We start from the raw sequence: 22,171 nt of genomic DNA, 5'->3' as shown, positions 1-22,171 counted from the left end.
GAGTGTCCTGGGGATTGGGGACATCAAGCCTAGGCATCGCCAAGACAAAACGAGGTGATGGTGCGCGGTGCCCGCTTCACGCAGGCTGCGTCGGCCATGCCTCGCTTGTCAGCGTGTCGGAGTGCAGCAGGCGCCGCACTGCTGTGCGCAGCATCGTTGGCATGATGTAGTGATGGTGCGCGTGATGGATGCAGGCCATGTAGATGCGGCCAAACCAGTTGCGGCAGCTCACCTGCGTGGCCATGGTCAGCTCGATCTCGTGCATGCCGACCCGGCGCAACGCCACCGACGAACGGAAGCGCAGATGCTTGTCGTCGGCACCCAGCACGACCTGCACCTGCTGCCCGTCGGCATCGCTGCGTTGTGCCAGTACCGGGAAGCGCCCGGCGAAACGTTGCGCTGCGCTCGGATCGAGCAACGAAGACACCGGGCAACCCAGATGCGAGGTACGCAGCCCCAGCGGTTTGACCATCAGGTTGCGCAAGCGCATCAACCCGCTCACGCCGCCCGGTGGTTGGTCGACGAATGCCTGCAGCAGATCGCACATGAGGTCCGGCAGGCTGTCGGTGCGCAGATGGCGCGTGTCCAGGCGCAGCTGATGGGTGTCTTGAAAGTGCACCTGGTCGCCCAGTTGCCCGCGCAACAACGCATCGGCCGGCAGCGCCTGCAGCGAGCGGATCCGCAATGGCGCTACGCGGGTGGCGACAAAACCGGGACGAGGTGTGCGCGGCGGAAGTTGGCGCAGACGCCCGCTCCAACGGCGCACGCGGCTGCAGGCGCGCTGCTGCCAGCTCTGCGGTTTGGCGTGCAGCGACAGCGCCACGCTGGGCACATCGGCGGCGCGGAAGGCGTCGGACTGCAGTAGCGCTGCGACGGGGGCCGGCAGCAGCTCGGTCAAGCTGGCGATGGTCGCCGTGCCCTGGGTGACCAGGGCCTGTTGCGCGTGGCTCAAGCTGCCGCCGGCTTCGTCCGGATGGCAGGACAGCGCGAAGAAGGCCGAATGCGCCGCATTCCCCTGCGCAGGCGCGAACTGATGCCAGGTGCCGCCACCGAAGCGCACCGTGAACAGGCTGTCTCCCGGTATGTCCACATAGCGCAATGCGTGCAGGAATGCCTGCGGATCCTGCTGCAGCTGCTGTGGCGAGGCGTTGGAAAAGCGCAATCGCGCACCGCCGCTGCCGGTGATGGCGGTGAACACGCGATTGCCGGCATGGCAGTGAAACGGGTGCCCCTGCGGCCCGACCGAAAACGAAAACAGCGACGCGCGATCGTCATGGCCGAAATCCGGTGCGGAGAGCTGCACGGACGGTTCGTCCAAGGCATCGTGGTGCGCCGGGTGGTGCCGCTGACGTTCGCCGGTCTGCGCGATCAGGCTATCGCCTGCGCCTGGGTCCAGCTGCGCGATCAGCATTACTTCCACCGGGCGGCCGCCGCTGTAGGAGGGGAGTGATACACGCGGGAAACTTGTTTCTGCGACGATCCGTTGGTGGTCCATGGCATGTCCTCGCAGCAGAAGTCGGTGAAGGGGTTAAGGGGTTTTTTTGGCCCGCTTGCGCGACTCGCGCTGCAGCGGGCCGGCCTTCGGGCAGACCTCGAAGGCGAAGCCGCTGAGCGTGTTGACCATGTTGTCGGGCGTCAGCCGGTACACCACGAACTGGCCGCGTCGCTCGCTGCTGACCAGCCCGGCCGCAGACAGCACCGAGAGGTGGCGCGAGATGGCCGGCGCGCTCATCGCAAACCGCTCGCCAATCTGCCCGGCGGTCAGTTCCTGTGCCGACAGGTAGGCCAGGATTTCCCGGCGTGGTCTGGAAGCCAGCGCTTCGAAGATGCGGTCGATGGACATGGATGGGATTAGATAATTAACGAATTAGCTAATTAATTATTTTAATGGGCGTGGCTGTCAAGCGATTTCTGATTGCCGTATTGCTCGGGCTTGTTGATCGCCTCTTTCCTGCGGGGCGCCGAGGCGAGGCTTGTGCGCCAATGGCGCGTGTTTTGACGCGCCCGCGCTGCTAGCGCGGACCGGGCACGGAGCGGGGGCAGGGCGCCGGGCGCCGGGTAAAGCCACGCGCGCCATCAGACTCCACCAGGCTTCGCCCGCACCCTCATCCGCCCCTTCGGGGCACCTTCTCCCGGGGGGAGAAGGGAATCTAGAGCCTGTTAACACTAATGATCTGAGCGGTTAAACTATTGCGCATGGAAATCACACCCGCACAATTTTCTCTCATCGAACAGTGTCTGCCGAGGCAGCGCGGCAATGTCGGCATGACCAACCTGCAAGTGGTCAATGCCATCCTTTATGTTGCCGAGCATGGCTGCAAATGGCGCGGCCTGCCCAAGCGCTTTGGCAATTGGCACACGGTGTACACACGCATGAACCGTTGGGCCAAGGCAGGTGTGCTGGACCGGATGTTCGCTGAACTGCAGAAGTCCCAAATCGTGCGCATCAAAATCGAGGCGGTCTCGCTGGACTCCACCAGCATCAAGGTGCATCCGGATGGGACTGGTGCGTTAAAAAAAACGGCCCACAATCCATCGGTAAATCGCGCGGCGGATGGAATACCAAGATTCATATGGTTGCCGCAGATGCTCGAACAGCGATCACGTTCGGATTGACGCCTGGCAACGCCCATGACGCACCTGCGGGCCGCACGTTGCTTGAACACCTTGGGCCTGTGGAGCGACCGATTCATTTGTTGATGGATCGTGCTTACGAAGGCAATGAGACGCGCCAACTAGCCCACTGAATCATTGAAATCGGATGCATGATCCCCAGGTAGTGTGTCATGCAAAGAACGAAGTTGACGATCCAACAGCGTGCTGAATTGGAGGCGGTGATGCGCAAGCGTCACGGCAACGCCGCTTTGGTGCGCCGCGCGCGGTGTGTTGTGCTTTGGAGCGATGGAGAACGTCGAGTCCACATACGCACTAAGCTTGCCTGCAACGACGCATTCGTCTCGAAGTGGACGGCGGCGTTTGAGGCGCAAGGACTGGCCGGGCTGGTGTCGGTGCATCCTGGGCGTGCGCCGAAGATACCGACGGCCAAGCTGGAAGCGCGTGTGCTCAACCGCACGCTCAAGCACAAGCCCAAGGACGGTTCGACGCACTGGAGCAGTCGCAAGCTGGCTGCCGAGCTGGGCAATGTGTCGTTCTCGGCCGTCCAGCGCATTTGGCGCAAACACGGCGTGCGTCCGCATCGGTTGGACACCCACATGGTCTCCAACGACCCGGAGTTTGAGACCAAGGCCGCAGACGTGATCGGCCTGTACCTGGACCCGCCTGCGCACGCGGTGGTCTTCTGCGTGGACGAAAAGACCGCGATCCAGGCGCTGGACCGCAAGGACCGGATGCTTGCATTGGCACCCGGACGCGCGCAAAGCCACGGATTCGAATACAAGCGTAATGGCACACTGAGCCTGTTCGCCGCGCTCAATACGGGCACTGGCGAAGTGCTGGGCAAAACGGCAGCTCGTCACACCAGCGAGCAGTTCGTGACCTTCCTCGAAGAGGTTGTCGCCAGTCAGTCCAACGGCCGGGACATCCATGTCATCTGCGATAACGTCAGCAGCCACAAGACGCCGCTCGTGCATGCGTTCCTGGCCGAGTACCCCCGCGTTCATATGCACTACACCCCCACCTACTCGTCATGGCTGAACCAGGTCGAGAACTGGTTCGCCCGCATCCAGCGTGATGTCATCACACGCGGGGTTTTCTCCTCAGTCAAAGACCTCGATAAGAAGCTCATGCGCTACATCCGCCAGTACAACAAAAACCCAAAACCGCTGAAATGGACCTTCGCTGATCCAACTCGACGCATCACATCCGATTCCTCGGATTCAGTGCACTAGCGCTTGATCTTGGCTACGTCCCGGTGGTCCCGCCAAAAGCCAATCGGGTCGAGCCCTGGGAGTACGACCGAGAAATGTACAAGCGGCGCAACGAAGTGGAGAGGCTGTTTCGTCGCTTGAAGGGCTACCGCCGGATTTTCTCGCGCTTCGAAAAGCTGGATGTCATGTTCCTCGGATTCTTAAGCTTCATCCTTGTCGTTGATGGACTTCGGATGTGTTAACAGGCCCTAGATTCTCTGGTGCAACAAAGCCCCTCTCCCTGCGGGAGAGCAACTGTCTTGATCAACTGGCGGCGCTAGCCGCCAGTTGATCTCGCATCTTGGCGTTGAGGATGACCAATAATTTGCGCATCGCCGCCACGAGGGCGACCTTGCCCGCTTTGCCCTGCGTGCGTAGCCGCTGGTAAAACTCGCGCAGGGCCGGGTTGAAGCGCACCGCCACCAGCGCCGCCATGTACAGCACTTGCCGCACGCAGGCGCGTCCTCCCCAGATGCTGCGGGCACCGCGCAACGTGCCGCTGTCGCGTGCCAGCGGCGCCACCCCGACCAGTTTGGCGATCGCCTTGCCGGTGAGACGGCCCAGCTCGGGCAGCTGCGCCGCCAAGGTCGCGACCAGCACCGGGCCGACGCCCTTGACCTGGACCAGCACCTCCAGCTCGGCTCGTGCAGCCACCTGTTGGGCGATGCGCGCATCTAGCTCCGCCAGCTCTTTTTGCCATTGCCGCACGCCGGCCTGCGCCCGCTTGCGCAGCCACGCATCGGTCAGTTGAGACAGCCGCTGGCGCTCCTGCTGCACCGTCGCCAACACCTGCGTGCGGCGCTGCTGGTACTCGCGCAGCTGACGGCGCCAGCCTTCCAGCGGCTGGTAGGGCGTGAGTGATACCACCATCGCCATCTGCGCCAGCACACGCGCATCCAAGGTGTCGGTCTTGGCCAGTTGGCCGATGGCCTTGGCAAAGTCACGCGCTTGGCGAGGGTTCACACGCGCCACCGGCAGGCCGGCCGCATGCAGCGCATCCAACGCTGCCAGTTCGTAGCCGCCCGTGGCTTCCAGTACCACCTGGTGCAGCTCCATGTGTCCCAGCCAGCTGCGCAGCTGGCGCAGACCTGCCGCCGTGTTGGGGAAGCGCCGTTCGCCTTTGCAGCCATGCACATGCACATCCAACCACTGCTTGCTGACATCGATACCTACGCCGTATGCCATGGAAAAACTCCGCTATGCTCCAAGGGTCGAGAGCTCTCCTGGGCTGCCCAGCCTGATCGTTACGAGTGCCAACTCCAGCAACTGTTCGGGCGTTTGCCAGGAGATCCCGGCGTGGCGACCTCGCTCTCCCGCGGTTGTTTAAACCTGTGGGTTATCGGTCGACCACGCCGGCTCTCGACACCTAATCTGGCAGATCGCCAAGAGATAAGGGGTTGGGGTGGGCACCGGGTAAAGCCACGCGCGCCATCAGACTCCACCAGGCTTCGCCCGCACCCTCATCCGCCCCTTCGGGGCACCTTCTCCCGGGGGGAGAAGGGAATCTAGATTCTCTGGTGCAACAAAGCCCCTCTCCCTGCGGGAGAGGGGTTGGGGTGAGGGTACGGCGCGAAGCCACGCGCGCGTCCAGACTCCACCAGGCTTTGCTCGCACCCTCATCTGCCCCTTCGGGACACCTTCTCCCCATAACGGGGGCCTGTCCCGCAGGAAGAAGAGACAGCGATTTTTCACGTAACTGCCAAGATTTCAGGGCTACCTCAATCCGCAACCGATGCCTTGCGCGAATTTCGACGCCCCCGCCGCTCGTGCACGCCATCGCTCGGCGGCAACGCGACCAACTCGGCAGGCAGTGCCGGCATCGGGGTGCGTTCGTCCAGGGCTTCGCGCTTGAGCCAGTCGATGAACAATGCCGCTGCCGGGCTGAGCGCGCGGTGGCTGGGGTGCACGATGTAATACGCGTAGCGCGCCTTAAGCGTGGGGCCGGGCAGGCGCACCAGTTCGTAACGTTGCAGGTAGGGCTGGGCGATGTGCTTGCGTGCCAACACCGCGCCCAGGCCGTACACCGCCGCGCGCATGGCGTCGGTGCTGTCGTTGAAAGTGTGCATCGGCGGCAGCGTGGTGCCGCGCACCTGTGCGGCACGGAACCAGTCACGCCAGCCCTGCGGCGACATGTCGCTCAACAACGGCAACTGCGCGATCTGTGCCGGCGTGCGCAGCGCGGCCACTTCCGGCAACGAGGGCGAGGCCACGGGGAAGAGTTCGTCATCCATCAGATGGTGCGAGGTCAATCCGGGCCACGCGCCCTGTCCGTAGCGGATGCCCAGATCCGGGCCGCCGTCTTCGAAACGCGAAAACGCCGCGTCCGATTGCAGGTCCACGCGGATATGCGGATAGGCGCGACAAAAGCGCGGCAGCCGCGGCAACAGCCAGCAATACGACAGCGACCGCAGCGTGGTCACGCGCAGCGGTATGGCGTCTTCGCGCGGGTACAGGTTGCCAGCCACAGCGGCAATTTCGGCCAGTGCGGCGGTGGCCGCATCGGCCAGCTGACGGCCTTCGGCGGTGAGCTTGACCCCGCGCGGCAGCCGCTGGAACAAGGTGGCACCCAGCAGCGCTTCGAGCTTGCGCACGTGGTGGCTCACCGCGCTGGCGGTGAGGTGCAGCTCTTCGGCAGCATGGGCGAAATTCTGATGGCGGGCGGCGGCCGCAAACACGCCCAGCGCAGGCAACAGGGTCGGACGCAGATTCATCGAGGCATGAGTGAGATTTGTGGCTCGCCCCGATACTACGCGCTTGTCGCGCCCGTAGCGGCAACCGATGCTGCGTCATCCCATCGCGATGATCGTGCCATGTGCCCCTGCCTGCCGGATGCTGTCTTCTGCCGTTTCATCGCACTGCGGCACAGTGCAGGAGCACGGCCATGAGCGCGCAGCCGTCGATGCAGCCGGAGCTTGCAACGCGCGCATGGCGCACCCCGCTTGAGCTGGGGTTTCTGGGCATTGTGTGGGGCTGCTCGTTCCTGTTCATGCGCGTGGCAGCGCCCAGGTTCGGCACCGTGGTGTTGGTGGAAATTCGGCTGGCGCTGGGCGCCTTGGTGCTGCTGCCATTCCTGTGGCTGGCACGCGAACGCTTCCCGTTGCATCGCTGGCCGATGCTGGCGGCGATCGGTGTGCTCAATTCGGCATTGCCGTTCCTGCTGTTCGCCTGGGGCGCGCAACATGCACCGGCGGCAGTCGGGGCGATCTGCAACGCGATGACGGTGCTGTTTACCGCGCTGATCGCGTTCCTGTTTTTCGGCGAACGAATCGGCACGCGTCGCGCACTGGCGTTGCTGGTGGGGTTTATCGGCGTGCTGGTGCTGGCTACCGGCAAATCCGCCGGCTTGAGTGTCGGGCCGGCGGCGCTGGCCGGCGCAACCGCCTCGCTGCTGTATGGCATCGGCTACAACCTGGTGAAGCGCCATATGGGCGATTTGCCGCCGGCCGCCTCGGCGGCCTCCACGCTGGGCTGCAGTGCGTTGTTGCTGGCGCCGCTGGCCTGGTGGCAGTGGCCGGCCACGCCGGTGCCGGCGGTGGCCTGGGCCTGCGCCACTGCGCTGGGCGTAGTCTGCACCGGGCTGGCGTTCTTGATGTATTACCGGCTGATCCAGCGCATCGGCCCGGCACGTGCGTCCACGGTGACCTATCTGGTGCCGGTGTTCGGTGCATTGCTGGCGTGGTCGCTGCTGGGCGAACCGTTGACCTGGACCATGCTGGTCGCCGCGGTGCTGATCCTGGGCAGCGTCGCCTTCAGCCAACGCGCCCGCTAAGCGAGCGCGTTTCGCTTTTCCGATTCCCGATTCAACCAGCAGGCGGTGCCCGCACCGGCAACGGCACATTGCACAGATCGATATGCCCGGCCGGGCGCTTGTAGAAGTCGTCCTTGCGGTTGCGGCGCGCCTCGGCCACAGCGCGGAAGGTCTGGCTGTCGGTACGCAGCAACTGCAGCGGTGTGCGCTCGGGCGCAGGCACTTCGCTGGCCAGCCGAATCGCGCGGATCGGCGCGCGTTGCGTAGGGTCGTCGTAAAACCCCATCGGGTCGGGACCGCGCGGGGTCACGCTGAGCAATTCCATACCCTTGACCACGCGCCCGACCACAGTGATGTTGCGGTCCAGCTGGCGTGGCGATTGCCCGGTGACCACGTACAACTCGGCGCCGATGCTGCTGTCTTCGTCGTTGTTGCGGCCGGCGCCCAGGGTGCCGTAGCAATGCGCCAGCCAGGTCTTGCCGGTGGCGTTATCGCGGCCAACCGGGAAGCCGTCGACAAAGCCCACCTGCGGCGCCCAGCCATCGCTATCGGGCAGGCGCTGGAAATCCAGACCCTGCGATGCGCGTTCGAATTCGGCCGGCAGATGCGTCTTGGCCGAGCCCAGCGATTTGGCCTTGCCCGGCGTCTCGCCATCCGGGTCGCCGAACTGCACCACGAAATTGTCCTGCGAGCGATAGATGCTCAGCCCATCCCAGAAGCGTTCGTGCGCCAGCGTGCGGATGTTGCCCACATGCTGGGGCGCAAATTGCGGCGCCAGTTCGATGATCACCCGCCCGGCATCCAGTTCCAGGTACAGCGTGCGCTCCGGGTCAAGCAGACGCCACGCGCTGGCCGGCGAGCTGTCCAGAATCTGTTGCGGGCTACGGTAGGCCGCGTGGGCGGCTGCGGGTAACAGCAGAGCGAGCAGGCAGGCGGAAGCAACAGTGCGCAGGAGCATGAAGGCAGCCAGCAGGGAGGTGCCTGCGATTCTTGCCGACCAGGCGCCCGGACGCAAAGCGCAGGTGACACACAACATGACGCCGACGCGCTGCGCCGGCGTCATGCCGAAAAACGAATGCCTGCCGCGAGCGTGTGCTTACGGGGTGTTGCGCACGTGTGGGCTGGTGTGATGCTCGGTGGCGCCGTGGTTGTTGCGAAACAGCGGCACCAGTTGCCACAGCGCGGAGATGCCGACCAGCGTGTAGACCACACGCGACAGCAGCGCGTCCTGCCCGCCGAACAGTGCGGCCACCAGATCGAACTGGAACAGACCGACCAGCCCCCAGTTCAATCCGCCGACGATAAGAAGCACCAGGGTGATGATGTTGATCGCTTTCATGAAAGCATTCCATGTGGGTTGGGAGACCCCAGAGTCCGCATGCGGCGGGCAATGTCCCGTGAGCGTTGTCGCCGCGATGCGTGCAATGCAGACAGTGCGCTCACATGACGCGGACGCCCGCTCAACCGATCCTGCCGCGGCACACGCGATCTGCAACCCGCGCAGCGTCGGTATCGCGATCAACGCGCAGGTTTGCGTTTGACGTAGAGCTGCTTGCGCACGCGTGCGACAACCTCGCCATCGCGGTTGTGTACGTCGTTTTCGAACCAGCGCAGATGTTTCTCGCCGCCTGCGGTGGCGTTGCGCAGTTGCGTCAGCACGTTGTCGTCGATGACGAAATCGGCGGTCACCGTGCCGCGCCCGGGTTTGACGAATTCGATGCTGCCGGCCTTGTCCCACACGTAATAGTCGCGACCAAGGTTGTGCATGGTCAGCAGCATCCAGAACGGGTCGGTCATTGCGAACAGGCTGCCGCCGAAATGGGTGCCGACGTAATTGCGATTCCAGGGGCGCTGGCGCAGTTCCACGCGCGCAAAACGGTAGTCGGCCGACAGCACGGTGACGTGGATGCCGGCGAACAGGAACGGCGGCCACAGATTGAGACCGAACTTGAACAGCGATGCGCGCATAAGGGCCTGGTTCCTTGGCGAGGGCGGGTGCCAGCATAACATTCGCATGCGTATGGATGGAGTTGGCCCATCCACATCGGGCCAGCCGCCCGTGTTCTTAGGAGCAGATCTGGCCGCGACGGCACGTTGCCGGTGAAGCCTCCATCGGCGATCAGCGGCGTTGCCTTATCGCGGCCGGGGCCGCTCCTGCGTGCCGATGTGGCGCCGCAGCGCCATGGGCGGTCAGAACACCAGCGCCGACATCTTGCGGCGATAACGGCCGACCAGGTCTTCGTCTTCGATCACGCGGAACGCATCGATCAGGCTGCGGCGCGGCAGGTTGTCCTCGAACGCGCGATCCTGCCGCAGCATCTCCAGGAACTGGTCCAACGCGGCTTCGTCGTTGCCGTCGAGCAGGTGGCGCACACCGAGCAGGTGGCGCGCGCGCAGGTCCGCGCCATTGGCGTCCACGCTGGCCTGCAACGCGCCGGCGTCGGGGGCGTCCTTGAGCACGTTGGCAAAGCTCAGCCGCGCCTTGGCACGCACCGCGCGGTCGTCGGTGGCCAGGTTGGCGGGCAGGGCGTCGATCAACTGCTCGGCCTCGGCGGTGTCACCGGTCTTGAGCAGGGCCAACGCCAGGTCCAGCTTGAGTTCGTCCTTGTCCGGCTCGGCAGCGATGGCCTCACGCAGCGCTGCGGCCTGCGCCTGCGGGTCGAGCGGCGCCAACGGCAGCTCTTCTTCTACCACCTGCGGCTCGGCCGGCAGCACGCCATGCTGGGTGAGGAATTCGCGCACCTGGCCTTCCGGCATCGCGCCGGGGAAGCCGTCGACGATCTCGCCGCCCTTGACCAGGAATACCGTCGGCACCGAGCGGATCTGAAATGCCGCGGCGATCTGCTGTTCCTTGTCCACATCGACCTTGCCCAGCTCGAAGGCGCCGTTGTATTCGCCAGCCAACTTTTCCAGGATCGGCGTCAGCGACTTGCAGGGCCCGCACCAGGTGGCCCAGAAGTCCACCAGTACCGGTGTCGTCAGCGATTTCTGCAGGACCTCGGTCTCGAAGGTGTCGGTGGTGGCATCGAATACATGCGGCGTGTCGGACATGGGCTTCCAGAAGTGAGTGCGGCAACAGTGGGAGGTAATGGTGGCAAACACGGCTGACACAAGCCTAGCCGCAATGCCGCGCTTCGGCGCCCGGCGTGGCCGCCTGCAGCGCTGCGCTGGCAGCGTCGGGGGTTCACGCCGCGCCCGCCCGGCACGACAATGCCGCGTTCTGGCGGCGCATCGCGCCCCGCGTTGGAGCAGGGCAATGGCAACCACCGACAGCGCACAGCGCTACATGGGCTTGATCGCCGCGACGGTCTTCGTGCTGGCGCTTGCCGGTTTCGGTGCCGCGCTGCCGGGCTATCTGCAGGCCAGCCACCCGGTTGCGCTGTTGGGCGCGCACGGCGTGCCGCATGCGCTGGGCTTCAATCTGCTGGCGTTCGTGCTGGTGGGCGCGCTGGGGATGGCCACCGGGGTCAGCCTGCTGACGCGCATGCCGCGCAAGGCCAGCTGGAGCCTGCGCGTGGGCGGGCAGCTGATCGTGCTGGCCGGGCTGGCCTTTCTCGGCATGGGCATGTTGCCGCTGGACCCTGCCGATCTGGATGGCCGTGCCAGTCAGGCCCATGCCACCGCCTGGTTGCTGTGGGCGGTGGCCTTTGTGCCCGCCATGTTGTTGATGGCCGCGGCCCTGTTCAACGGTGGCAATACCCGCATGCTGGCCTGGCTGAGCCTGGCGGCAGGGCTGCTGGTGGCGGTGCTGGCGTTCGGCCCGCCGGGCCTGCTGCGCCAGGCCATTGCGCAGCGGCTGGCGTTTCTGGCCTGGGTGGGGTGGCTGGCGGTGGCGGCCTGGGCGTGGCCGGCAAAGTCCGCCGCCTGAGACGACGGTTTGGTGCACCTGCTGCACTGCGGTACCCTGTACCGCTTTGCACCGCCCGAGCATCCGCTCCCAATGTCCACCGTCGAACCGAACGTCTACGACCCGCAGCAGGTCGAAACCTCCGCCCAGCAGTTCTGGGATGCCACCCGCGCCTTCCAGGTCGACGAGAACTCGGAGAAACCCAAGTTCTATTGCCTGTCGATGCTGCCGTACCCGTCCGGTGCGCTGCACATGGGGCATGTGCGCAACTACACCATTTCCGATGTGGTCAGCCGCTACAAGCGCATGACCGGCCACAACGTGCTGCAACCGATGGGCTGGGATGCATTCGGCTTGCCGGCGGAAAATGCCGCGATCAAGAACAAGACCGCGCCGGCCAAGTGGACCTACGCCAACATCGAACACATGCGCGGGCAGCTCAAATCGCTGGGCTACGCCATCGATTGGTCGCGCGAGTTCGCTACCTGCACGCCGGACTATTATGTGCACGAGCAGCGCATGTTCACCCGGCTGATGCGCAAGGGCCTGGCCTACCGCCGCAATGCGGTGGTGAACTGGGACCCGGTCGACCAGACCGTGCTGGCCAACGAGCAGGTCATCGACGGCCGCGGCTGGCGCTCCGGCGCGTTGGTGGAAAAACGCGAGATTCCGCAGTGGTTCCTGCGCATCACCGATTACGCGCAGGAATTGCTCGACGGCCTGGACCAGCTGGACGGCTGGCCGGATTCAGTCAAGACCATGCAGCGCAACTGGATCGGCCGCTCGGAAGGGCTGGAGATCCAGTTCGACGTGCGCGACACCAACGGTGCGCCGCTGGACCCGTTGCGTGTGTTCACCACCCGCCCGGACACGCTGATGGGCGTGACCTTCGTGTCGATCGCCGCCGAGCATCCGCTGGCGCTGCACGCGGCCAAATCCAACCCGGAGCTGGCCGCGCTGCTGGAAACGCTCAAGCACGGCGGCGTTTCCGAAGCCGAGCTGGAAACCCAGGAAAAACGCGGCATGGCCACCGGCCTGACTGCCGTGCACCCGATCAGCGGGGAGCAGGTGCCGGTCTGGGTGGCCAACTTCGTGCTGATGGGCTACGGCACCGGCGCAGTGATGGCCGTGCCCGGCCACGACCAGCGCGATTTCGAATTCGCCAACAAGTACGCCCTGCCGATCGTGCAGGTGGTCAAGCTGCGCGAGCCGCGCAATGAAGACGAGCAGACCTGGGACGTCACCCAGTGGCGCGACTGGTATACCGACAAGAGCCGCGCGCTGGAGCTGATCAATTCGGCCGAGTTCGACGGGCTGGATTTCGGCGGCGCCTTCGAAGCCTTGGCCGAGCGCTTCGAGCGCAAGGGCCAGGGCCAGCGCCGCATCAACTACCGCCTGCGCGACTGGGGCGTGAGCCGCCAGCGCTACTGGGGCTGCCCGATTCCGGTGATCTACTGCGCCAAATGTGGCGCGGTGCCGGTGCCGGAAGACCAGCTGCCGGTGGTGCTGCCGGAAAACGTGGAATTTGCCGGGACCGGCTCGCCGATCAAGACCGACCCGAATTGGCGCAAGACCACCTGCCCGGACTGCGGCGGCCCGGCCGAGCGCGAAACCGACACCTTCGATACCTTCATGGAGTCGAGCTGGTACGTGGCGCGCTATACCAGCCCGAACGCACGCGACATGGTCGACCGCCGCGCCAATTACTGGATGCCGGCCGACCTGTACGTGGGCGGCATCGAGCACGCGATCCTGCACCTGATGTATTTCCGCTTCTATCACAAGCTCATGCGCGACGCGCGGCTGGTGGATAGCGACGAGCCGGTGACCAACCTGCTCACCCAGGGCATGGTCATCGCCGACACCTTCTATCGCGATGCCGACAACGGCGGCAAGGACTGGATCAATCCGGCCGATGTCGAGATCCAGCGCGATGAGCGCGGCCGCGTCACCGGCGCGCTGCTGATCGCCGATGGCCAGCCGGTGCACATCGGCGGCACCGAGAAGATGTCCAAGTCCAAGAACAACGGCGTGGACCCGCAGTCGATGGTGGCCAAGTACGGCGCCGACACCGTGCGGTTGTTCTCGATGTTCGCCGCCCCGCCGGAGCAGTCGCTGGAGTGGAACGAGGCCGGCGTCGATGGCATGGCGCGCTTCATGCGCCGGCTGTGGGTGCAGGTGCACAAGCATGTGGGCGAGGGCGCAGCAGTCGCGCTGGATGCCGCCAGCCTGAGCGCCGAGCAGAAGGCGATCCGCCGCAAGACCCACGAAACCATCGGCAAGGTCAACGACGACTACGGCCGCCGCCACAGCTTCAACACCGCCATTGCCGCGGTGATGGAACTGTCCAACGCGCTGGCCAAGTTCGACGACGCCAGCGACCAGGGCCGCGCGGTGCGCCAGGAAGCGCTGGAAGCGATGGTGCTGCTGCTCAACCCGATCACCCCGCATGCCAGCCACGCGCTGTGGCAGGTGCTGGGCCGTGGCGAGACGCTGCTGGAAGATGTCGCGTTTCCGCAGGTCGATGCCAGCGCGCTGGTGCGCGATGCGGTGACCCTGGCGGTGCAGATCAACGGCAAGCTGCGCGGCACCATCGATGTGGCTGCCGATGCAACCCGCGAACAGATCGAAGCGCTGGCGCAGGCCGAGCCGAACGCCGCCAAGTTTCTCGAGGGCCTGAGCGTGCGCAAGATCATCATCGTGCCGGGCAAGATCGTGAATATCGTGGCGGGGTAAGCCTTGCTGAGACGTCGGGTGGTCTTCGCCGGTCCGGGCAGTGCGTCGGATCGGCGCAGCGCGGCGTTCATGCGGTTGCCAAGGCGTTTCTCCACGGTTGGTGTGGCAGCGCGTAGCAAGGCATCAGGGACGCAGCAGCTGCCGTCGCTGGCGAACCTGCGCCCGCATGCCGAAGCGCGGGTGTGCTTTGCGATGGGTCTGGCGATGCACTGCACTGCGCCTTAACCCACAGGGCAGGGCAGTGGTGGTCTTGGTTTTTGCATTTCGTTGGTGCGTGAGGGCGCGCTGGTGGGGTTTGTGCGACGGCTTCCGGCAAGGCACTGCATTGGCGTGGAGCGACGCGTCGGTAGGCTTCCCGCGATGGTTCCCGGTATTTCGTTTCACTGGCGCGTGGCGACGTGTGGAGTGAAGTTTCCGCATTGGTTCATGGCAATTCATTGCAATGGCGCGTGGCGACGCGTTTGCCATATTTGTCGCCGCATCTTTGATGCGGCGCCTCTCAAGCCCCGTTCACGCGGTGTCGGGCAGGCTAGCCGCCTGTTGCCGCCGCCGGGGCGCTCATCCAGACTGTGCCCATGATTCGATTCCCTACTGCCTTCGCTGCGTCTCTCGTGCTCGCCTCGAGCCTTACCGCCTGCGGCTTCCATCTGCGCAATTCGCTGGCGTTGCCGCCCGACACACCGGCAGTGAAGGTGCAGTCCGCAGTGCAGTACAGCGAGTTGGCCAAGCTGTTGCGGCGTGGCCTTAGAGCCGCTGGCGCTACGCTGGCCGATGAAGACGCCAAGACCGGCTTTGCGCAGCTGCAGGTGTTGTCCGAGCGCTGGGGCGATCTGCCGATTGCCATCGACAGCCAGGGCCGTGCGCAGGAATACAGCCTGCGCTACGCAGCGATCTTTTCGGTCACCACCGCCAACGGCGCGGTGCTGGTGCCGCAGCAGGTGATCGAGCTGTCGCGCGACTACGTGTCGCCGCCGGTAGATGCCACCGGTACCGCGACCGAGCGCGAGATCCTGGCCGACGAGTTGCGCAAGGACATGTCGGCCTCGATCCTGCGCCGCATCGACAGCGTGGTGCGCGCGCGCGCCAAGCGCGGCGAACCTCTGGAAAGCACGCCAACCGCGCCGTTGCCGCAGGCTCCCACGCCGCCAGTGCAGCCGACCACGCCTGAATCGAGCGTACCGGCCTCGCTGCCGCCCGCGCCCACCTCGGGTAACTAAGCCGCGTCCGCTTTTAAGTTATGGAACTTCGCCCCGAGCAGTTGGCCGGCCAGTCCAACCAGCCGTTGCAGCCGGTCTATCTGATCGCAGGCCCGGAAACCTTGCGCGTGCTGGAGGCGGCCGATGCAGTGCGCGCGCGCGCGCGCGCCGAAGGCATCGGCGAGCGCGAAGTGTTCGATGCCGACGGCCGCGATTTCGACTGGAACCAGCTGGACGCCAGCTTCAACGCGCCCAGCCTGTTCAGCCCGCGCCGGCTGGTGGAAGTGCGCCTGCCCAGTGGCAAACCGGGCAAGGACGGCGCCGAGGTCATCACCCGTTTCTGCGCCAACCCGCCGCCGGATGTGGTGCTGTTGATCACTGCCAACGATTGGAGCAAGGCGCACCAGGGCAAGTGGGCCGAGGCCGTCGGCCGCATCGGCACCATTGCCGTGGCCTGGGCGATCAAGCCGCATGAACTGTCCGACTGGATCGAGCGCCGCCTGCGCGCCCACGGCCTGCGCGCCGACGCGGCCGCCGTGCAGCGCCTGAGCGAGCGCGTGGAAGGCAATCTGCTGGCCGCCGCGCAGGAAATCGACAAGCTCGCCTTGCTCGCCGATGGCAAGACACTGGATCTGGAGGCGATGGAATCGCTGGTGGCCGATGCCGCGCGCTACGACGTGTTCCGCCTGGCCGAAACCACCTTTTCCGGGCAGCCGGCCGCGGTGGTCCGCATGCTCGCCGGCCTGCGCGCCGAAGGCGAAGCAGTGGCCGCGCTGATGCCGATCCTGATCAAGGAACTGCTGCGCACTGCGTCATTGGCGAAGGTGCAGGCCAACGGCGGCAACCTAGCTGCCGAAATGAAGGCGCAGGGGCTGTGGGAGTCGCGCCAGGCGCCGTTCAAGCGCGCGCTGCAACGCCACCCCGAACCGCGCCGCTGGGAGCGCTTCGTCGCCGAAGCCGGCTTGGTCGATCGCATGGCCAAGGGCCGCGCCGACGGCGACGCCTGGGTCGGCCTGGAGCGCCTGCTGGTCGCCGTCGCCGAAGCCCGCGCGGTGAGATTGTTGGCGTGAAGGGGGTTGGTGGTGGAGCCGGGACCAGGGAACGGGGACCCGGGACCGGGGAAAGCGGAGGGGCAGAGGCTGCTGGCAGCGTCGCAAGCCCACGGCCACAGCCTGATCCGCAGCCCCAGAGCCCTGCTGTTGCGGTTTCCGGTTCCCTGGTCCCCGATCCCCGGTCCCGGCTCCATCTCTACTACGGCGGCACCTTCGACCCGATCCACCTCGGCCATCTGGCGATCGCCTGCGCGGCGCGCGACGAGCTGCAGACGCGCGTGCAACTGATCCCGGCGGCCGACCCACCGCATCGCCCGGCGCCCGGCGCCACCGCCGCGCAGCGCGCGCAAATGCTGGAGCTGGCGCTTGCCGATCGCCCCGGCCTAGTGCTGGATACCCGCGAACTGCAGCGCGCCATGCATAGCGATGCGCCGTCCTACACCGTGGACACCTTACGTGAGCTGCGTGCCGAACTTGGCCCCAGCGCCCCGATCGCCTGGCTGCTCGGCGCCGATGCCTTCGTCGGGCTGGAGCAATGGCATCAGTGGGAGGCCTTGTTCGGGCTGGCGCACTTCGTGGTGGCCGCACGTCCGGGCACCGCGCTGGAGCTGGCCGAAGCGCCGCAGCTGGCTGCGGCGGTGCAGGGCCGCCGGGTCGCCAGCGCGAACGACCTGGTCGCGGCGCCGGCGGGCCGCCTGTATCTGCTGCATCAGCCGTTGCGCGGAGAATCGGCCAGCGCCGTGCGCTCGCGCATTGCTGCGGGCGGTGCCTGGCAGGCGCTGGTGCCGCCGCCGGTGGCCGGATTGATTCAGCGCGAAGGCCTGTATGGCAGCGCCCGGCCGGCTAGCTGAACACGCGTCCGCCCGGACCGGCCTATAATTCACGCCAATTCCATCGAGTTGCCGCTTTGACCAGCCAAGCCCAAGTCATCAAGACCTCCATTCCGAATCCGCCGCCGTCCGTGCCGGCCCTGTTGGCCACCGTGCGCGAGGCTGTCGAAGAACTGAAAGCCAAGGACGTGGTCGAGATCGATGTGCGCGGCAAGTCCAGCGTCTGCGACTACATGGTGGTGGTGTCGGGCACCTCGACCCGCCACGTCAAATCGATCGCCGACGAAGTGGTCAAGTTCGCCAAGCGCCTGGATGTGATGCCGCTGGGCGTGGAAGGCGAGCGCGAAGCCGAGTGGGTGCTGGTCGACCTGGGCGATGTGGTGGTGCATGTGATGCTGCCGCGCGTGCGCGAGTTCTACGCGCTGGAACGGTTGTGGACCGTGGGCGATCAGCGTCCCGATGAAGATCTCTCTGCCGACGCCGAGTAATTGAGCCGCAATGCCCAAGAAACCCGTTGTTTCTCCTTCCGCGCTGCCGGTTTCACCGGCACTTCAGCAGCTGAGCCGGCAACCAGGTAGCGCCCACACGCTGTCGCCTGCGCGCAAGCGCTTCGACCGGCTATTGCGCGATCTGCAGCAACATCGCGCGCAGCTGCATGCCTGGCGCGATGCTGTCGAGCGTTGGCGTGCTCGCTATCACGCCGAGGTGCTGCCGCTGTTTGAGCAGCAGCGCGCGCTGGAGATCGAGCAGATCCAGGCGCTGGATCGCGTGCATGCCTCGGTAAAGTTGAGCAAGACCGATCGTCGCCGCTTGTCGGATGAGATCTGTGAGCTGGCCGGCCCGTTGATCGAAACCGGTCATGTCGAACTCAAGGACCTTTACGAGCGGCACAGCGAGATCGGCTACGACGAAGAGATGGCCGAATCCGATGAAATGATGAAACACGTCATCGGCGAGTTGTATGGATTGGATTCGGACGAGGTGGCTGGTGTGGATTCGCCCGAAGAACTCTTCGAGCGAGTCAACGCGCGTCTGGAACAGGCACAGGCACAGGCCGAACACGCCCGCGCCCAGACCGAGCAGCAACATGGCGCCAGCCGTCGTCGCTCTGCCAAAAAAGCTGCAGCGGTGTCGACCGAACTGCCTCCGCTGCGTGAGTTGTATCGCAAACTCGCCAGCAGCCTGCACCCGGATCGGGCGACCGACGCGGACGATCACAGCGCGCGCACTGCGCTTATGCAACGCCTCAATGCTGCCTACAAGTCCAACGATCTGCTTGGCCTGCTCGAACTGCAGGCCGAGATCGGTCTACTGGATGCAAAGGGTGTGGATGCGATCAACCCGGTGCGCCTGCAGGAATACAACCGCGAGCTCCACCGGCAGTGCAAGGAACTCAAAGACCAGCTCGTTCAGCACGCGATGGAGTTCTGCTACACGTACGATCTGGATCTGCCGACGCAGCCCAAGCCTGAGCGGCTGGATGCACTGCTGACTCGCTACAAACGTGATGTCGCCCGGGATCTCGACGACGTGCGGCATGAGCGACGGATGGTGGATGCACTACGCGATGCGCCAGCGGTCAAGCGCTGGCTCAAATTGCAGGCCGCCATGACCGGCATGCCCGGCGCGCCCTGGTTCTGACCGGCACGCATTCGCCAACCAGCGGAAATCGGCCGATACCGCAGGCCACCTGAGCGATGCCGGGCGCAACATCTGGTGCGTCCGGCATCGCTGTTTTTTCGATACACCCATAAAGACAGCCGCACAGCGGCCATCTCAGCGGCCGGCCAGCGACTAGGGCGACAACGACTGCCGGCCAACGACCGGCAGATCGTGGCCGGACACTTACGACTGACCGGCCTGCTGGCTGGCGATGCCGGTGTCGTACATGGCCGGTGCGCGGAACGGGCTGGCCGGCGGCGCGTTCGTGGTTGCGGGTCAATACGTATTCCAGAGCGCGCAGCGGATCGCTGCCCGGTCGCCAGTCGGGACGACGCAGGCCGACCACGGCCATGCCGTCGTGACGGTCGGGGCAGGGCTGCCCGTCGTCCATGCGGTCGCCGCTCCAGCCGAACGAGCGGTAGCTGAAACCGCGTGGCAATTGCAGCAACGGCATGCCGTTGCCCTGGTCGGCCACCGGTGCGAGCGGGCCCTAGCGGCTGGGGACCGGGACAGGCCGCGAGGACGGTGAGGTGGCGGCCTGGGCCTGGCGCGATTGCAAGGCGCTCAAGCTGCCAAGGGCGCCAGCGGCCATGACGGCGGCGCTGCCCTTGAGAACCTGGCGGCGGGCGGGATCGAAAATCGGCATCGAACGACTCCTGCGCGGCTGGGTGGTCGAACGACACTAATTGCCGGCTGTAATCACACCATGACACGCAACGACACACCGCCACCGACTGCCCAGGCTGTGAGGCGGATATCATGTCGCGATGAAATGCCGACTCATCGCCACCGGCGAGCGCGCACCTGCCTGGGTGGCGCAAGGTTTTGCCGAATATCAAAAACGGCTCTCGCACTGGATGCCGCTGGAGCTCGTCGAGATCGAACCCGGCCTGCGCGGCAAGGGCCGCGATGCGCAGCGCGCCACCGACGACGAAGGCCGCCGTGTGCTTGCCGCGCTTCCGAAAAATGCCTGCGTGGTGGCGCTCGATGTGCCGGGGCGTCCGCTCAGTTCCGAACAGCTGGCCCAGCGCATGGAACATTGGCGCGGGCAGGGGCGCGACCTGGCGTTTCTGATCGGCGGCCCGGAAGGGCATTCGGCCGACGTGCTGAAAAGCGCCAGCGAAAGCTGGTCGATCGGCCCGCTCACGCTGCCGCACATGCTGGTGCGCCTGATCGTCGCCGAGCAGCTGTATCGCGCCGCAGCGATGCTGGCCAATCATCCGTATCACCGCGCATAAGTGGCGGGCGCGTGGTGGCTCTGGACATGGCTGTAACGGTGCTGGCTGAGGCAGGCTGACAGCGGTTGGCCGGCGCAGGAATGGCTACCGAACCTGATTGCGCGCGGCGATCCAGACCATGACCTTGCGCCAGGAGGGATGGATCGATGCCCGTGCAACACATCGAAGACTGCGGTGACCCGACGACCGGGCCACCGCGTTCGACCACTCATCAATTCAACGAAAAACTCACCGGCACCAAGCCATACGCCTGCACGGCCTGGCCGTTCTGCATCGCCGGCTGGAAGCGCCAGCCACGCAGCACCTGGCTACGTGCGGCCAGATCCAGCACCCGATGGCCGCTGCTGGTCTGCACGCTCACTTCGGTCGGGCGTCCATCGGTGCCGACCAGCACGCGCAGCAGCACCGTGCCTTGCTGGCCTGCCCGCAATGCGGCCGCCGGGTAGCTCGGCGCTGGCGAATTCAAATACTGCAATTGGCCTGCTTCGATCGGCCCGCTGGGCGCAGCTGTCGTGGGGGTGCTTTCTGCGACGACGTCGGAGACCGTTGCCGGAACGGCAAACGCTGCGTGATCGACAACGGGCTCCTGAGTGATCACCGCGGTTTGCACCGGTACCGGTATCGTTTTGGTGGGTGAATGTGTTTTCGGCTTGAACGTCACGTTGACTGGGAACACCACCGGTGGCGGCGGGGTCGGAATACTCACCGGCATAAGCCACCGCTCTTTCGGCGCGGTCTGCTGCGGAATCGCCCGATGCGAGAGCGGAATCAACAACAAGCCACCGGCCAGAAGGTGCAACGCCACGGCGGTGCTCATCGCCAGGACGCGCGAGCTGTCGATGCCAAGAGGACGGGAAGAAACCTGCGATTGCGTGCGAACCATCATCCACCTCCAGAACGGAACTGCGGAAAGGACCAGCGCGACCCGGACGCACATCACCATCCGGTGGCGTAGGTTTACCGCGACCTCTGCAGGAGCGCAAGTCTTCCCGGCAGGCTGTACTGCTGCCCTGGAGCGGCTGAACAACTTTTCCGCGACTTCTTGATCAACAAGCAAGAAAATCTTCAGCACACACGAGCTTGAATGCATCGATGGCCAATGGTTTAGACCCGAGTTTCAGCTCACTCGTAACGCTCTGAATTGCTTGGCGGAGATCTAGCCGCGCTCATTAGACATCGGCGACTGATCAGTTGCCGATGTTTGCGGCCTTGGCAATTCAAGAATCATGTCGGTCATGCAACGATCGATCGGTCTCAGCGACCCAGCTCGAAGGTCACATCCAGATTGATCGACAGTGTGCTTTCGCCCGGGGCCACCGGGGTGTCCATCTCGGCCTTGGCCGAGCGCATCGAGGCGGCCATCATCATCGGACGGACGCCGCCGCCGCTGCGGCCTTCGGAGATGCTGACGATGCGGCGCACCTTCAGGCCTAGTGATTTGGCGTAGGTTTCTGCCCGGGTCTGCGCCTTCTTCAGTGCGGCAACGCGGGCTTCGTCATACACCGGTTCGGGCTGGTCGATCGAGAAGCTGGGGCCATTGATGTCGTTGGCACCCTGGGCGACCAGGGCGTCGAGCACCTTGCCCAGCTTGGTGATGTCGCGGACCTTGAGGTTGACCGTGTTGCTGGCCTGGTAGCCGTTGATCCTGGGCGCCTCGTTTTCTTTGTAGGTGTACTGCGGGCTCAGGTTGATGCCGCTGGTCTGCACGTCCTTGTCGGCGATGCCGGCAGCCTTCACCGCGGCCATCACCTTGCTCATCTGTTCGGCGTTCTGGCGCATGGCGGCGTTGCCGTCGGCAGCCTGGGTGACCACGCCGGCAGACAGTGTGGCGATATCCGGCACGCGCTTGGCTTCCGCCTCGGCCGACACGTTGAGCAGGGTGGCGTCGTTGGGGATGGTGTAGCTCGGGGCAGTCTGGGCGTGAGCGGTCATGGCGGTTCCGGCAGCGATGGACAGGGCCAGCAACAACGGCTTGAGGGAGGTACGCATGAGATCT

The 22,171-nt window shown here is 65.3% G+C and carries 22 protein-coding genes and 2 pseudogenes; 12 read left to right on the top strand and 12 right to left on the bottom strand.

The genetic code is table 11. The features are described 5' to 3' along the window. Positions 1–76: 76 nt before the first annotated feature. Positions 77–1,411 (bottom strand): DUF2867 domain-containing protein, encoded by a 1,335-nt coding sequence (locus M3O59_RS13435; RefSeq protein WP_249047195.1) that lies wholly within the window; start codon positions 1,409–1,411, stop codon positions 77–79. A 117-nt stretch (positions 1,412–1,528) separates the two neighbouring features. Then, entirely contained in the window at positions 1,529–1,843 is a 315-nt protein-coding gene (locus M3O59_RS13430) for a metalloregulator ArsR/SmtB family transcription factor (RefSeq protein ID WP_064634723.1), read from the bottom strand. Positions 1,844–2,196: 353 nt separating this feature from the next. Here M3O59_RS13430 and M3O59_RS13425 point away from each other — a divergent pair. The 3 genes and pseudogenes from M3O59_RS13425 to M3O59_RS13415 all read left to right on the top strand — a co-directional run. Then, a pseudogene (locus M3O59_RS13425) lies at positions 2,197–2,738 on the top strand (IS5 family transposase); the annotation flags it as partial. Between the two features lie 48 nt (positions 2,739–2,786). Next, positions 2,787–3,848 (top strand): IS630 family transposase, encoded by a 1,062-nt coding sequence (locus M3O59_RS13420; RefSeq protein WP_330462187.1) that lies wholly within the window; start codon positions 2,787–2,789, stop codon positions 3,846–3,848. After that, positions 3,845–4,069, top strand: a pseudogene (locus tag M3O59_RS13415) (IS5-like element ISCARN85 family transposase); the annotation flags it as partial. The gene M3O59_RS13420 and the pseudogene M3O59_RS13415, both read left to right, overlap by 4 nt. Positions 4,070–4,130: 61 nt before the next feature. Here the strand turns inward: M3O59_RS13415 and M3O59_RS13410 are convergent. Both M3O59_RS13410 and M3O59_RS13405 read right to left on the bottom strand, forming a co-directional pair. Next, positions 4,131–5,051 (bottom strand): IS110 family RNA-guided transposase, encoded by a 921-nt coding sequence (locus tag M3O59_RS13410; RefSeq protein ID WP_249062522.1) that lies wholly within the window; start codon positions 5,049–5,051, stop codon positions 4,131–4,133. 533 nt (positions 5,052–5,584) lie between these two features. Beyond that, positions 5,585–6,577, bottom strand: coding sequence for a LysR substrate-binding domain-containing protein (locus tag M3O59_RS13405; protein ID WP_116906247.1), 993 nt, complete (start codon positions 6,575–6,577; stop codon positions 5,585–5,587). A gap of 170 nt (positions 6,578–6,747) precedes the next feature. Here M3O59_RS13405 and M3O59_RS13400 point away from each other — a divergent pair, with 170 nt between their 5' ends. Continuing rightward, positions 6,748–7,635 (top strand): DMT family transporter, encoded by an 888-nt coding sequence (locus tag M3O59_RS13400; RefSeq protein WP_064632819.1) that lies wholly within the window; start codon positions 6,748–6,750, stop codon positions 7,633–7,635. 31 nt (positions 7,636–7,666) lie between these two features. On the opposite strand, the gene M3O59_RS13395 is transcribed toward M3O59_RS13400, so the two are convergent. The 4 genes from M3O59_RS13395 to trxA all read right to left on the bottom strand — a co-directional run bounded on the left by M3O59_RS13395 (position 7,667) and on the right by trxA (position 10,665). Next, a complete protein-coding gene (locus M3O59_RS13395; protein ID WP_116906253.1) occupies positions 7,667–8,572 on the bottom strand; it encodes a peptidylprolyl isomerase in 906 nt (301 codons plus the stop codon). Between the two features lie 138 nt (positions 8,573–8,710). Next, the gene (locus M3O59_RS13390) at positions 8,711–8,953 is read right to left on the bottom strand and encodes a DUF378 domain-containing protein (protein WP_064632815.1); all 243 of its coding nucleotides are present in this window, start codon (positions 8,951–8,953) and stop codon (positions 8,711–8,713) included. 179 nt (positions 8,954–9,132) lie between these two features. After that, positions 9,133–9,582: a DUF4442 domain-containing protein gene (locus tag M3O59_RS13385; RefSeq protein ID WP_064632812.1), complete on the bottom strand. Its 450-nt coding sequence runs from the start codon at positions 9,580–9,582 to the stop codon at positions 9,133–9,135. A gap of 222 nt (positions 9,583–9,804) precedes the next feature. Next, positions 9,805–10,665: a thioredoxin gene (gene trxA, locus M3O59_RS13380; RefSeq protein WP_064632810.1), complete on the bottom strand. Its 861-nt coding sequence runs from the start codon at positions 10,663–10,665 to the stop codon at positions 9,805–9,807. A gap of 205 nt (positions 10,666–10,870) precedes the next feature. Between trxA and M3O59_RS13375 the strand changes: the two genes are divergently transcribed. The 7 genes from M3O59_RS13375 (at position 10,871) to M3O59_RS13345 (ending at position 18,916) form a co-directional block, all read left to right on the top strand. After that, positions 10,871–11,482 carry a DUF998 domain-containing protein gene (locus M3O59_RS13375; protein ID WP_116906246.1) on the top strand — a complete coding sequence of 204 codons (612 nt, stop codon included), beginning with the start codon at positions 10,871–10,873 and terminating at the stop codon, positions 11,480–11,482. Positions 11,483–11,554: 72 nt separating this feature from the next. Then, a complete protein-coding gene (leuS, locus tag M3O59_RS13370; RefSeq protein WP_249047016.1) occupies positions 11,555–14,197 on the top strand; it encodes a leucine--tRNA ligase in 2,643 nt (880 codons plus the stop codon). A 575-nt stretch (positions 14,198–14,772) separates the two neighbouring features. Further along, positions 14,773–15,414 (top strand): LPS-assembly lipoprotein LptE, encoded by a 642-nt coding sequence (locus M3O59_RS13365; protein ID WP_064632802.1) that lies wholly within the window; start codon positions 14,773–14,775, stop codon positions 15,412–15,414. A 20-nt stretch (positions 15,415–15,434) separates the two neighbouring features. After that, positions 15,435–16,463 (top strand): DNA polymerase III subunit delta, encoded by a 1,029-nt coding sequence (gene holA / locus M3O59_RS13360; RefSeq protein WP_064632800.1) that lies wholly within the window; start codon positions 15,435–15,437, stop codon positions 16,461–16,463. A gap of 146 nt (positions 16,464–16,609) precedes the next feature. After that, positions 16,610–17,296, top strand: coding sequence for a nicotinate-nucleotide adenylyltransferase (nadD, locus tag M3O59_RS13355; RefSeq protein WP_249047030.1), 687 nt, complete (start codon positions 16,610–16,612; stop codon positions 17,294–17,296). Between the two features lie 56 nt (positions 17,297–17,352). Beyond that, entirely contained in the window at positions 17,353–17,763 is a 411-nt protein-coding gene (gene rsfS / locus M3O59_RS13350; RefSeq protein WP_064632795.1) for a ribosome silencing factor, read from the top strand. A 10-nt stretch (positions 17,764–17,773) separates the two neighbouring features. Then, a complete protein-coding gene (locus M3O59_RS13345; protein ID WP_116906243.1) occupies positions 17,774–18,916 on the top strand; it encodes a J domain-containing protein in 1,143 nt (380 codons plus the stop codon). On the opposite strand, the gene M3O59_RS13340 is transcribed toward M3O59_RS13345, so the two are convergent. Then, a complete protein-coding gene (locus M3O59_RS13340) occupies positions 18,867–19,391 on the bottom strand; it encodes an alkaline phosphatase PhoX (protein ID WP_373419016.1) in 525 nt (174 codons plus the stop codon). The two genes, M3O59_RS13345 and M3O59_RS13340, sit on opposite strands and share 50 nt — an antisense overlap. A gap of 36 nt (positions 19,392–19,427) precedes the next feature. Next, a complete protein-coding gene (locus tag M3O59_RS13335) occupies positions 19,428–19,583 on the bottom strand; it encodes a twin-arginine translocation signal domain-containing protein (RefSeq protein WP_372368174.1) in 156 nt (51 codons plus the stop codon). 121 nt (positions 19,584–19,704) lie between these two features. Between M3O59_RS13335 and rlmH the strand changes: the two genes are divergently transcribed. Further along, the gene (gene rlmH, locus M3O59_RS13330; protein WP_064632790.1) at positions 19,705–20,175 is read left to right on the top strand and encodes a 23S rRNA (pseudouridine(1915)-N(3))-methyltransferase RlmH; all 471 of its coding nucleotides are present in this window, start codon (positions 19,705–19,707) and stop codon (positions 20,173–20,175) included. 211 nt (positions 20,176–20,386) lie between these two features. On the opposite strand, the gene M3O59_RS13325 is transcribed toward rlmH, so the two are convergent. Next, positions 20,387–21,061 carry an energy transducer TonB gene (locus M3O59_RS13325; RefSeq protein ID WP_373419015.1) on the bottom strand — a complete coding sequence of 225 codons (675 nt, stop codon included), beginning with the start codon at positions 21,059–21,061 and terminating at the stop codon, positions 20,387–20,389. 368 nt (positions 21,062–21,429) lie between these two features. Beyond that, on the bottom strand, positions 21,430–22,164 hold the full coding sequence (locus tag M3O59_RS13320; RefSeq protein ID WP_064632786.1) for an SIMPL domain-containing protein: 735 nt from the start codon (positions 22,162–22,164) through the stop codon (positions 21,430–21,432). Between the last annotated feature and the right edge of the window lie 7 nt (positions 22,165–22,171).

This window comes from Xanthomonas nasturtii, from assembly GCF_023337365.3.
Classification (GTDB): Bacteria; Pseudomonadota; Gammaproteobacteria; order Xanthomonadales; family Xanthomonadaceae; genus Xanthomonas; species Xanthomonas nasturtii.
The sequence above is the reverse complement of the archived record's forward strand: the minus strand, read 5'-3'. Positions and strand labels throughout refer to the sequence as shown.

What these genes read in the sequence shown, in the direction of transcription:
- M3O59_RS13435 (WP_249047195.1), bottom strand. Translation starts at nt 1,411, where the DNA reads ATGCTGATCGCGCAGCTGGACCCAGGCGCAGGCGATAGCCTGATCGCG.
- M3O59_RS13430 (WP_064634723.1), bottom strand. Translation starts at nt 1,843, where the DNA reads ATGTCCATCGACCGCATCTTCGAAGCGCTGGCTTCCAGACCACGCCGG.
- M3O59_RS13420 (WP_330462187.1), top strand. Translation starts at nt 2,787, where the DNA reads ATGCAAAGAACGAAGTTGACGATCCAACAGCGTGCTGAATTGGAGGCG.
- M3O59_RS13410 (WP_249062522.1), bottom strand. Translation starts at nt 5,051, where the DNA reads ATGGCATACGGCGTAGGTATCGATGTCAGCAAGCAGTGGTTGGATGTG.
- M3O59_RS13405 (WP_116906247.1), bottom strand. Translation starts at nt 6,577, where the DNA reads ATGAATCTGCGTCCGACCCTGTTGCCTGCGCTGGGCGTGTTTGCGGCC.
- M3O59_RS13400 (WP_064632819.1), top strand. Translation starts at nt 6,748, where the DNA reads ATGAGCGCGCAGCCGTCGATGCAGCCGGAGCTTGCAACGCGCGCATGG.
- M3O59_RS13395 (WP_116906253.1), bottom strand. Translation starts at nt 8,572, where the DNA reads ATGCTCCTGCGCACTGTTGCTTCCGCCTGCCTGCTCGCTCTGCTGTTA.
- M3O59_RS13390 (WP_064632815.1), bottom strand. Translation starts at nt 8,953, where the DNA reads ATGAAAGCGATCAACATCATCACCCTGGTGCTTCTTATCGTCGGCGGA.
- M3O59_RS13385 (WP_064632812.1), bottom strand. Translation starts at nt 9,582, where the DNA reads ATGCGCGCATCGCTGTTCAAGTTCGGTCTCAATCTGTGGCCGCCGTTC.
- trxA (WP_064632810.1), bottom strand. Translation starts at nt 10,665, where the DNA reads ATGTCCGACACGCCGCATGTATTCGATGCCACCACCGACACCTTCGAG.
- M3O59_RS13375 (WP_116906246.1), top strand. Translation starts at nt 10,871, where the DNA reads ATGGCAACCACCGACAGCGCACAGCGCTACATGGGCTTGATCGCCGCG.
- leuS (WP_249047016.1), top strand. Translation starts at nt 11,555, where the DNA reads ATGTCCACCGTCGAACCGAACGTCTACGACCCGCAGCAGGTCGAAACC.
- M3O59_RS13365 (WP_064632802.1), top strand. Translation starts at nt 14,773, where the DNA reads ATGATTCGATTCCCTACTGCCTTCGCTGCGTCTCTCGTGCTCGCCTCG.
- holA (WP_064632800.1), top strand. Translation starts at nt 15,435, where the DNA reads ATGGAACTTCGCCCCGAGCAGTTGGCCGGCCAGTCCAACCAGCCGTTG.
- M3O59_RS13345 (WP_116906243.1), top strand. Translation starts at nt 17,774, where the DNA reads ATGCCCAAGAAACCCGTTGTTTCTCCTTCCGCGCTGCCGGTTTCACCG.
- M3O59_RS13340 (WP_373419016.1), bottom strand. Translation starts at nt 19,391, where the DNA reads ATGCCGTTGCTGCAATTGCCACGCGGTTTCAGCTACCGCTCGTTCGGC.
- M3O59_RS13335 (WP_372368174.1), bottom strand. Translation starts at nt 19,583, where the DNA reads ATGCCGATTTTCGATCCCGCCCGCCGCCAGGTTCTCAAGGGCAGCGCC.
- rlmH (WP_064632790.1), top strand. Translation starts at nt 19,705, where the DNA reads ATGAAATGCCGACTCATCGCCACCGGCGAGCGCGCACCTGCCTGGGTG.
- M3O59_RS13325 (WP_373419015.1), bottom strand. Translation starts at nt 21,061, where the DNA reads ATGATGGTTCGCACGCAATCGCAGGTTTCTTCCCGTCCTCTTGGCATC.
- M3O59_RS13320 (WP_064632786.1), bottom strand. Translation starts at nt 22,164, where the DNA reads ATGCGTACCTCCCTCAAGCCGTTGTTGCTGGCCCTGTCCATCGCTGCC.